General features: G+C 68.4%; 5 protein-coding genes and 1 rRNA gene. 5 read left to right on the top strand and 1 reads right to left on the bottom strand.

Annotated features, from left to right (window positions below; translation table 11 throughout):
- Positions 1-577 (bottom strand): 16S ribosomal RNA (locus AOM46_RS14170); the annotation flags it as partial.
- Between the two features lie 531 nt (positions 578-1,108).
- Here AOM46_RS14170 and AOM46_RS14165 point away from each other — a divergent pair.
- The 5 genes from AOM46_RS14165 to AOM46_RS14145 all read left to right on the top strand — a co-directional run bounded on the left by AOM46_RS14165 (position 1,109) and on the right by AOM46_RS14145 (position 7,245).
- Positions 1,109-1,918 carry an ABC-2 family transporter protein gene (locus AOM46_RS14165; RefSeq protein ID WP_062210638.1) on the top strand — a complete coding sequence of 270 codons (810 nt, stop codon included), beginning with the start codon at positions 1,109-1,111 and terminating at the stop codon, positions 1,916-1,918.
- On the top strand, positions 1,911-2,714 hold the full coding sequence (locus AOM46_RS14160) for an ABC transporter permease (protein ID WP_062210635.1): 804 nt from the start codon (positions 1,911-1,913) through the stop codon (positions 2,712-2,714). The genes AOM46_RS14165 and AOM46_RS14160 overlap by 8 nt, the downstream gene beginning before the upstream one ends.
- Positions 2,715-2,741: 27 nt before the next feature.
- Complete coding sequence (locus AOM46_RS14155) at positions 2,742-3,788, top strand: ATP-binding cassette domain-containing protein (protein WP_062210922.1); 1,047 nt, start codon at positions 2,742-2,744, stop codon at positions 3,786-3,788.
- A 101-nt stretch (positions 3,789-3,889) separates the two neighbouring features.
- Entirely contained in the window at positions 3,890-4,693 is an 804-nt protein-coding gene (locus tag AOM46_RS14150; protein WP_062210632.1) for an ABC transporter ATP-binding protein, read from the top strand.
- Positions 4,690-7,245 (top strand): ABC transporter permease, encoded by a 2,556-nt coding sequence (locus AOM46_RS14145; protein WP_062210627.1) that lies wholly within the window; start codon positions 4,690-4,692, stop codon positions 7,243-7,245. Before AOM46_RS14150 ends, AOM46_RS14145 begins: the two co-directional genes overlap by 4 nt.
- The last annotated feature ends 32 nt before the right edge of the window (positions 7,246-7,277 follow it).

Below are 7,277 nucleotides of genomic sequence, written 5' to 3'. Positions count from 1 at the left end.
CGCCGCCTACGAGCTCTTTACGCCCAATAAATCCGGACAACGCTTGCACCCTACGTATTACCGCGGCTGCTGGCACGTAGTTAGCCGGTGCTTCTTCTGCAAGTACCGTCACCCACCCAAAAAGGCAAGGCTTCTTCCCTGCTGAAAGAGGTTTACAACCCGAAGGCCGTCATCCCTCACGCGGCGTCGCTGCATCAGGCTTGCGCCCATTGTGCAATATTCCCCACTGCTGCCTCCCGTAGGAGTCTGGGCCGTGTCTCAGTCCCAGTGTGGCCGGTCACCCTCTCAGGCCGGCTACCCGTCGTCGCCTTGGTAGGCCATCACCCCACCAACAAGCTGATAGGCCGCGGGCCCATCCTGCACCGCAAAAGCTTTCCACCAACCACCATGCGACAGTTGGTCATATCCGGTATTAGACCCAGTTTCCCGGGCTTATCCCAAAGTGCAGGGCAGATTGCCCACGTGTTACTCACCCGTTCGCCACTAATCCCCGGCCGAAACCGGTTCATCGTTCGACTTGCATGTGTTAAGCACGCCGCCAGCGTTCGTCCTGAGCCAGGATCAAACTCTCCGTGAATGTCTACAAAAGGCATCTCACGAAGGATGCTCGAACATCCTCGCAAAAATACAACAAAAATCTGGCATTGACTTTTGGCACGCTGTTGAGTTCTCAAGGAACGGACGCTTCCTTCGAACCTCTTCCAAGGCCCTCCGGGCTTTCCCTTCGGTGTCCCCGACTCTATCACGCTCGATTTCTCGAACTTGACCTCCGTCGGGAGGAGTTGAGCTTTTCGCCCTCCGGCGTGCTCGTAACCGTAGAGCATTACTTCGGCCGATCCAAATCGGCGTTCTGTGTGCTCATCTCCGGGCAAGCTCGAAGGACCTTACGGATCGGCTCCCGCAGTGTCAAGTTGAGCCAGGTCAGGTGGTGCAGCCCGTTGGTGCCCGGGCTGGGGGCGGGTTCGGCGGCTGTCGTCGGGGGTCCGGCGGCACCGGGAAACCCGTGGTCGGTGCCGGGACAACTCCCCTAGACTCGCGCGTCTTTGTGGTTTTTCGGCCCAATGGAACCGGGAGAACTCATGGTGCCGAGCAAGCGGAGGGGTTGGCCATGCGCCGGTCGGCGCTCTACCTGACCGTCGCCGGATACGGGTTCCGGCGTCACGCCACCTATCGGGTCGCCACCGCCGCGGGGGTCTTCACCAACACGGTCTTCGGCTTCATCCTCAGCTATGTCTTCACCGCCCTGTGGTCCGAGCGTCCCCGGTTGGGGGGCTACGACGAGGCGCAGGCGCTGACCTTTGTATGGGTGGGGCAAGCGCTGCTGGCCTCGGTGGCGCTGTTCGGCGGCGGGGTGGAGGGGGAGTTGCAGGAGCGGATCAGGACCGGCGATGTGGCCATCGACCTCTATCGCCCCGCCGACCTGCAGTTCTGGTGGCTCGCCTCGGATCTGGGGCGGGCCTCCGTTCAGCTGTTGGGGCGCGGGGTGGTGCCGATGCTGGTGGGGGCGTTGGCGTTCGAGCTGGCGCTGCCGGTGAATCCGTTGGTGTGGGCGCTGTTTCTGGTGTCGGTGGGGTTGGCCCTGCTGGTCAGCTTCGCGCTGCGTTTTCTGGTGGGCCTCTCGGCGTTCTGGCTGCTGGACGGGGCGGGGATCAGCGCGACGAGCGTGGTGTTGGCGACGTTCTTCTCGGGGTTGCTGCTGCCGCTGACGGTCTTCCCCGGTCTGTTCGGCGAGGTGGTGCGGTGGTTGCCATGGGCCGGGATGTTGCAGGTGCCGGCGGATGTGTTGTTGGAGCGGCGGGTCGGGGTCGGCGTGCTGTCGGGGCTGCTGTTCCAGCTGGGCTGGGCGCTGGTGGTGCTGTCGCTCGGCCGCTGGGCCCAGTCGGTGGCCGTGCGGAGGGTGGTGGTTCAGGGTGGTTGAGGGAGTGCGGGCCTTCGGGCTGGTGGCCTGGATGTGGATCCGTTCGTCGTTGACCTATCGGACCTCCTTTGTGATCACGACGCTCGCCAATGTGTCCATCACCTTTCTGGATTTTGTCGCTGTCCTGCTGATGTTTAGCCATATCGATAGCCTGGGCGGCTTCGGTCTTCCCGAGATGGCGCTGCTCTACGGCAGTGCCAGCCTGTCGCTGGGGGTGGCCGATCTGCTGCTGGGCAATATGGAACGGGTCGGCGCCCGGATCAGGGACGGTTCGCTCGACGTACTGCTGGTGCGCCCGGTGTCGGTCTTTGTCCAGGTGGCGGCGGACCGGTTCGAGTTGCGGCGGATGGGGCGGGTGCTGCAGGCCGTCGCGGTGCTGGCGTGGGCGCTGCCCCGGGTGGATGTCGACTGGTCCGTCGGGTCCTTCGCCCTTCTGGTGGTGACGCTGGTCTCCGGCGCGGTGATCTTCGGGGCGATCTTCACCCTGGGGGCGGCGTTCCAGTTCTGGGCGCAGGACGCGACCCAGGTGCAGAACGCGTTCACCTATGGGGGCAACACGCTGCTGCGCTATCCGCCGACGATCTTCGGCCGGGACCTGGTGCGCGGGGTGACCTTTGTGGTGCCGCTGGCCTTTGTGAACTGGCTTCCGGTGCTGCGGTTGGTGGGTCATGACGATCCGCTGGGGCTGCCCGGGTGGGTGGACCTGTTGTCGCCCGTGGTGGCGGTCGCGCTGTGCGGGGTGGCGGCGTTGGCCTGGCGGACGGCGGTTCGGAGCTACCGCAGTACCGGGAGTTGATCGGAGATGCAGAACAGGGGTGCGGAGATGACCGAGACACTGATCGAAGTCGACCGGTTGGAGAAGGTCTTCACGGTGCGGCGACGGGCCGGTCGGCTGCGTCGGACCCGGCGTGCGGTGCGGGCGGTGGACGGGATCTCGTTCGGGGTGCGGCGGGGCGAGATGGTGGGCTATATCGGGCCCAACGGGGCCGGCAAGTCCACCACGATCAAGATGCTGACCGGCATTCTGACGCCCAGCGGCGGGCGGCTGCGGGTCGCCGGCATCGATCCGGCGCGGGATCGGACGGCGTTGACCCGACGGATCGGTGTGGTGTTCGGGCAGCGCACCACGCTCTGGTGGGATCTGCCGCTGCGCGACTCCTATGCCCTGGTGCGCCGGCTGTACAAGGTGGATTCGGCGCGGTTCCGGCGGAACCTCGATCGCTGCGTGGAGCTGCTGGAGCTGGGCGAACTGCTGGATGTCCCGGTGCGGCAGCTGTCGTTGGGGCAGCGGATGCGCGCGGATATCGCGGCGGCGCTGCTGCACGATCCCGAGGTGCTGTATCTGGACGAGCCGACGATCGGGCTCGATGTGGTCAGCAAGACCAAGGTGCGTGCCTTTCTGCGCGATCTCAATGCGGAGAAGGGCATGACGGTATTGCTCACCACTCATGATCTGACCGATATCGAGCAGCTTTGTCGGCGGGTGATGGTGATCGACCATGGCCGGCTGATGTACGACGGGGCGCTCGGCGGGCTGCGGGAGATCGGGCAGAGCGAGCGGACGCTGGTGGTGGACCTGGCGCGGGAGTCGCCGCCGGTCGAGGTGGCGGGCGCCCGGGTGGTGCGGGTCGAGGGGGCGCGGCAGTGGCTGGCGTTCCCCGCGGACGCGAGCGCCGCGCCGCTGGTCTCGCGGGTGGCGGCGGCCTATCCGCTGGTGGACCTGTCGCTGCGGGAACCGGATATCGAGGAGGTCATCGCCCGGATGTACGCGACCGGTACGGCGGGGGCGGCGACCGGCGGGAACGAGGCCGGGTCGGGTGCTGGCGGGAAGGACGGGGTGGGTGCTGGCGGGAAGGACGGGGTGGGGTAAACCCCCGCCCCGATACGGCGATGCGCACCATCGAGAGTCGCCGCGCCGAACGGCAGTGTTGCGTGCGGTAACAACGTGTGCGGCCAGCGGAGGCGAGTTCGGTGACATCGGCGGTAGTGGACCCGAGGATCGGGAACGGCGGAGGGGTGCGGCCGGCCGTGGCGGCGCGGGCCGCCGCGGTGGTGAAGTCCTATGGAGTCGGCGAGACGCGGGTTGCGGCGTTGGACGGGGTGAGTGTGGATGTGGAGCGGGGGGTGTTCACGGCGATCATGGGCCCTTCGGGGTCGGGCAAGTCGACGTTGATGCACTGTCTGGCCGGTCTGGACACCGTGACCAGCGGGCGGATATGGATCGGGGACAGCGAGGTCACCGGTCTGAAGGACAAGAAGCTGACCCAGCTGCGGCGGGACCACATCGGGTTCATCTTCCAGGCGTTCAACCTGCTGCCCACGCTCAACGCCATCGAGAACATCACGCTCCCGATGGACATCGCCGGCCGCAAGCCCGACCGTGAGTGGCTGGACCGTGTGGTGGCCACCGTGGGCCTGGGCGAACGCCTCAAGCACCGCCCCAACCAGCTCTCCGGCGGACAGCAGCAGCGCGTCGCCGTCGCCCGCGCGCTGGCCGCCCGCCCCGACATCATCTTCGGCGACGAACCCACCGGAAACCTCGACTCCCGCGCCGGCGCCGAAGTCCTCGACTTCCTGCGCCGCTCCGTCGACGACCTCGGCCAGACCATCGTCATGGTCACCCACGACCCCGTCGCCGCCGCCTACGCCAACCGCATCATCTTCCTCGCCGACGGCCGCGTCGTCGACGAGATGCGCGACCCCACGGCCGACCGCGTCCTGGACCGCATGCGCAACTTCGACGGCCGTGACAAGCAGACGGGACGCACCTCGTGACCGTCCTCAAAACCTCACTGCGCAGCTTCTATGCCCACAAATGGCGCATGGTCCTCTCGGCCACGGCCATCATCCTCTCCGTTGCCTTTGTCTGCGGCACCCTCGTGTTCAGCGACACGATGAACAGGACGTTCGAGCGGTTCTTCGGCTCGATCACCTCGGATGTGACCGTCGCGGCCGAGCAGGAGGAGCACGCGCAGGCGACCGGCCGGGAGCCGACGGTGGCCATGTCGCTGATCGACCAGGTGCGGTCGGTGGACGGCGTGGCCTGGGCGGAAGGCACGGTGGCCCAGAACGGGATCACCGTCGTCGACGCCGGGAACGAGAGCCTGGGCGGCAACAGCGGGGCGCCGACGTTGGGCGCCGACTGGGGCCCGGTGATGCAACGTTCGATGGAACTGGTCGCCGGCCGTGAACCGGGCGCCTCCGACGAGGTGTTGGTGGACGTGGACACCGCCGACCGGCACGGGGTGGCGATCGGCGACCCGTTGACCGTGGTGGCCGTCACGGGCAGCCATCCGGTGACGGTCAGCGGGCTGGTCGAGTTCCAGGGCAGCAACCCGGGCGTCGCCTATCTGCTGTTCGAGCCCGAGGCCGCGCGCGGCGCGTTGCTCGGCGACGCCGAGGCGGTCAGCTCGATCCAGGTCGACGCGGCGGCCGGGGTGGGCGACGAGGAGCTGCGGCAGCGGATCGCCGACGATCTCGGCGCCGGCTACGAGATCAACACCCGCGCGGAGAACCGCGACGAGGCCATGAAGGACGTCGGGTTCCTGGACGTGCTGCGCTACGCGATGTTGGGCTTCGCCGGCATCGCCACGCTGGTGGGGATCTTCCTGATCGTCAACACCTTCTCGATGCTGGTCGCCCAGCGCACCCGCGAGATCGGCCTGATGCGCGCCATCGGCACCAGCCGCCGCCAGGTCAACCGCTCCGTGCTGATCGAGGCCCTGCTGCTGGGTGTGGTCGGCTCGGCGATCGGCGTGGGGGCGGGGATCGGTCTTGCCATGCTGCTGATGGCGGCGATGAGCGGGATGGGGGTGAATATCGAGGGCAGCGAGTTGACGGTGACCGCGACCACGCCGGTGGTGGGCATGCTGGTCGGCGTGCTGGCCACGTTGGTCGCGGCCTGGCTGCCGGCGCGGCGGGCCAGCCGGGTGTCGCCGATGGCGGCGCTGCGGGAGGCCGGCACCCCCGGCGACGCCCGCGCCGGCCGGATCCGCGCCACGGTGGGACTGCTGCTGACGGCCGCCGGTGGCACCGCACTGGTGGCCGCGGCGAGCGCCGACGAGGCGTCGGACGGCGGCTCGTTGCTGGCGTTGGGGCTGCTGGGCACGCTGCTGGGAGCCGTGGTGGTGGCGCCGCTGCTGGCGTCCTGGGTGGTGCGGGTGCTGAACGCGCTGCTGCTGGGGGTGTTCGGCTCCGTCGGCCGACTCGCCGGGCGCAACGCGCGGCGCAATCCCCGGCGCACGGGGGCGACCGCCGGCGCGTTGATGATCGGCCTCGCGCTGGTCAGCGGGCTCTCGGTGGTGGGCTCCTCGGTGGTGGCCTCGGCCTCCGACCAGTTGGACCGCACGGTCGGCACCGACTTCATCGTGGACAGCTTCGGCCAGCCGTTCGTGGCGGAGGCCGTCGAGGCGGTCCGGGGCACCCCGGGGCTCGAACATGTCACGGACTACACCGGCGTGTGGGCGACGGTGACCACGCCGGACGGCACGGCCGAGGACCGCGAGCTGATCGCCGCGTCCCCCACCTATGCCGAGGACGTGCGGTTCGAGACGATCGAGGGCGAGCTGGCGGACGGGTTCCGCCCCGGTGCGATGGCCGTGCCGGAGGGGCTGGCCGACAGGCACGGGCTCTCGCTGGGCGACACCCTGGAGGTCGCCTTCGTCGAGGGCGGCACCACCGAGCTGACGGTCGCGGCGATCACCTCCGAGGACACCGTGATCGACCAGGGCGCTGTCTATCTGGGCATCGACACCGCCCGTGAGCAGCTTGGCGACCGGATGCCGCTGAACCTCGCGATGTTCGCCAAGGCGAAGGAGGGCCAGGAGGCGGCGGCCTACGCCGCGCTGCAGGACCGGCTCGCGCCGTTCCCGCAGTACGACGTGGCCAACCAGGCCGACTACAAGGAGCAGTTGGAGAACGAGATCGGCTCGTTGCTGAACCTGGTGTACGGACTGCTGGCGCTGGCGATCATCGTGGCCATCCTGGGCGTGGTGAACACCCTGGCCCTGTCCGTGGTGGAACGCACCCGGGAGATCGGCCTGATGCGGGCCATCGGCCTCTCCCGCCGCCAGCTGCGCCGGATGATCCGCCTGGAATCCGTGGTGATCGCCCTCTTCGGCGCGCTCCTCGGGGTGGGGCTCGGCCTCGCCTGGGGCATCACCGCGCAGCGGGTGCTGGAGTCGACGGGCTTCAGGGTGCTGGAGATCCCGTGGGCCACGATGGGTGTGGTCTTCCTCGGCGCGGCGGTGGTCGGCCTGGTGGCCGCCCTCCTCCCGGCGTTCCGCGCCGGCCGGATGAACGTGCTCCGCGCGATCGCCACGGACTGACGGACTGATCCGGTCGGCCGGGGCCCGTACGG

The sequence above is a fragment of the Streptomyces sp. NBRC 109706 genome (assembly GCF_000974485.1).
Taxonomy (GTDB): domain Bacteria; phylum Actinomycetota; class Actinomycetes; order Streptomycetales; family Streptomycetaceae; genus Streptomyces.
The sequence above is the reverse complement of the archived record's forward strand: the minus strand, read 5'-3'. Positions and strand labels throughout refer to the sequence as shown.